The sequence below is a fragment of the Streptomyces sp. NPDC005574 genome (assembly GCF_040605435.1).
GTDB lineage: Bacteria > Actinomycetota > Actinomycetes > Streptomycetales > Streptomycetaceae > Streptomyces.
Window position 1 is genome coordinate 1 of record NZ_JBEXCW010000238.1, and the last position, 2,959, is coordinate 2,959.

The 2,959-nt window shown below is 65.5% G+C and carries 2 protein-coding genes; one reads left to right on the forward strand and one right to left on the reverse strand.

Annotated elements, in window-relative coordinates; all coding sequences use genetic code 11:
* Positions 1-120 precede the first annotated feature (120 nt).
* Positions 121-1,548, reverse strand: coding sequence for an IS1380 family transposase (locus tag ABZT03_RS43550; protein WP_356049773.1), 1,428 nt, complete (start codon positions 1,546-1,548; stop codon positions 121-123).
* Positions 1,549-2,232: 684 nt separating this feature from the next.
* Here ABZT03_RS43550 and ABZT03_RS43555 point away from each other — a divergent pair.
* The coding region (locus ABZT03_RS43555; protein ID WP_356049771.1) for an ATP-binding protein at positions 2,233-2,959 on the forward strand (727 nt) is incomplete at its 3' end.

Genomic DNA, 2,959 nt, shown 5'->3' on the forward strand with positions numbered 1-2,959 from the left:
CCGCCCACCACGGCCTGAACCACCGTCACCACCACGGCCAGACACGTCCCGAACCGGCTCACAACCCCGAACGCTCGCCCAACCTGACAATGCCGTCGTGGGCGGTCAGGGGTTTGCCGGTCAGCCGGCGGGACGGGGCAGTGCGGCGAGGCGGTGGAAGGCCGTGGCGAGTTCGTTTCTCCAGGGCCAGGTCGCCGATATCCGCAGGCGCAGGTGTCGGCCGCCGTGGGTGAGGCGGGCGGCGACGTGCAGCAGCCGGTAGCGGAGTTTCTTCGGCTCGGCAGCCGCGAGCTCGCCGTCCAGGAGCAGGACGCGCGTCCAGGCCAGCAGATCGATCGCCGCGAGGCTGAGTTCGAGCCAGACGGCGTTGACGGCGAAGTTGCGGGAGGGGAAGCGGCCGAAGCCGGTGGTCTTGCCGCACCGGATGTGGTCCTCGACAGTGGCATGCCCGCGGTGTCGGACCTCCAGGAACTGGGCGGATCCGCCCCCGGAGTACGGGGTGTCGGTGAGGAACACCTGATGCCGCAGGCCCTCGTCCTGATCGAACAGGGACAGCTGGGCTCCGGGGTGCGGCCGCTCCCGGCGCACGATGATGCGGGTGCCGGTCGGGTAGCCGTCCACATGGACCATGCCGGTCAGCTCGGCGCCATCACGCAGCGTCCCGTCCTGGTCCAGGGCGGGATGCCAGAGGCGGTTGGGCATGGCCCGGACAGCTCGGCGGACCGGCTCGGTGATGGCGTATCCAACCGAGAAGAAGGTACGAATTCCTCGTTTCCGCAGGTCGCGGACGTGGGTGAGGAAGGCTTTCGCGGATCCGGCACTGTCGGTGCGGATAAGGATGTCGGCGCCGTGCCGGTGAGCGTCGGGGATCTGCGCGAGCGCCTGGTCGAGCACCGCGATGTGATCGGCGGCAGTGTTGGCTCCGGAGTTCCCGGGCCGCAGCCGCCCCGACACGGCCTCGCCAGTGTTCGCGAGGAAACACAGCAACGGGTGGAAGCCGAAGCCGCCCTTATAGGTGGGTGCGGCCTGCTCTTTCTCGGAGTGGCAGGTCACCAGCGTGGCGTCGAGGTCCAGAACAAGGCCGGGAAGTTCTCGTCCGCCGGCCCGAGCAGCAGGTATGCCCTCGCCGGTCTCGGCGGCCAGCATCCAGGCGACTTCCCGGGCTGAACCGCGGGCCGCTCGCAGCGAGGCGAGTGCAGCCTCGTCGGTGTCGGCGAGCAACCGCCAAGCGGTGGGCGTGGAGGCGACCGGGCCGAACACCCCTGCCTGGTCCCGCAGCACGGCCAGATCCGCGATCGCCTCACCACCGTCGGCGAGCATCACCGCCAGGTCGGTGGCGACCCGGCCCGGATCATGCCCGGTCCCGCGCGGCCGAAGTGACCTGAGAGCGGCGGAGTATGTGGCGGTCAGCCCGGTGGCATCAGCGAGATCCGTCAGCAACCGTGCCCCGGCATGCCCGACCACCCCCGAACCATCGGCACTGACATGGACCTTGGGACGCAACCCGATAGCCTGCACGTAGAAAGTGCCCTCCGCCTGGACCGTCAGAACCCCTCAGCAAGGTTCATCGTCCCAGGTCAGGAAGGCACTTTCGCGTTTCCGCCCTGCCAGCCCCTGCATCCAAGCGAAACGGCGAGGCTAGCGCCTGCTCCGAAAACTGCGCCACAGCACCAAACACACCACCGAGATCGTGAAAACCGTCCTCGTCCACTCAACTTGCCTCGACCCGAGGTTGGAAAGGCCTCACTGAAGTGAAATGAGCATAAAATACTCAACCGCAGGATGGTGTGCTCTCGTCCTCTATGCAGAGGTCACTTAACAGAAGGGGGATGGGAACCATGTCGACAAGGCATACCGGAATCCGCTACTGAGTGTGCGTCGTGTCGCTATCGGGGTTTTGGTCCACTACCCATCTGCATCGTCAGGCAAGAGCGCCGACTAGCCCTCGTTCCACCATGGGACCTCGAAGTGCTGAGCGTAACGCCTAGTGTCTCGTGGCAGAGCCGAGCTGGTGCAGATGTAGCGGACTTCTTTTTGGATGCGAAACTTCCTGGACGGCTAGCGTTTAGCCCAGCGGTGAAACGGGAGCGCTTGCGCTGTTATATCTCTCTGCGCAATGGCGCCTAACTTTCAGCTACCGCTAGGTGCCGTGACGTCTGAAAATATTAAGTACCAGGATTTTTCGCTTCGGGTTGCCGTTGGGAGGCTTCCGTAAGCATGCAGGAGCGAGTGATGTCGTGGCCGCTGACCGGACGGGAAAGCGAGCTGGACGCCTTCACTAAAGCGTGGGCGGACCCATGTTGCCAAGCGGTGGTGATCTACGGACCAGCTGGGGTTGGCAAATCGCGGCTGGCTGAGGAATGTCTGGCCCGGACCAGTGGTGAAAGCTGCAACGGTGGGCGGGCGACCGCGACGGCCGCTGCCGCTGCAGTCCCGTTGGGCGCAATCGCCCACCTGATCCCGGCCGGCGTGGACCTGCAGGATCCGGTTAAGGGCTTCGCGGCTGAGGCTGCGGTACCGCCGCAGAACAGGCGTGGGCGGGTGTTGTGGGTTGACGACCTGCACCTATTGGACGCAGCTTCGGCGGTGTTGCTGCGCCAGCTGATGGACGCTGGCTTGATCAGACTGATCGGTACGGTCCGTACCGGAGCACCCATCACCGATGCGGTAGAGGCACTGACGCACGGGGATGCGGTGCACCGTCTCAACCTGAGCGTGTTCAGCGCCAAGCAGGCGGAGGTGGTGCTGCAAGCCGCCCTTAACGGTCCTTTGGGGCAGCGAACTCTATACGAGCTGCACAGGGCCTCCGGTGGGAATGCATTATTCTTGCGGGAGTTGGTCTTGGGCGCGATGCAAGCCGGCAAGACCCTGTTGCCCATTCGTAGGGGTTATGCGGCGAGGGTGAGTTCGAGGCGGGCGAGGTGGCTGGTGCGGGTTCGGTCGAGTGGTCTGCCGTGCC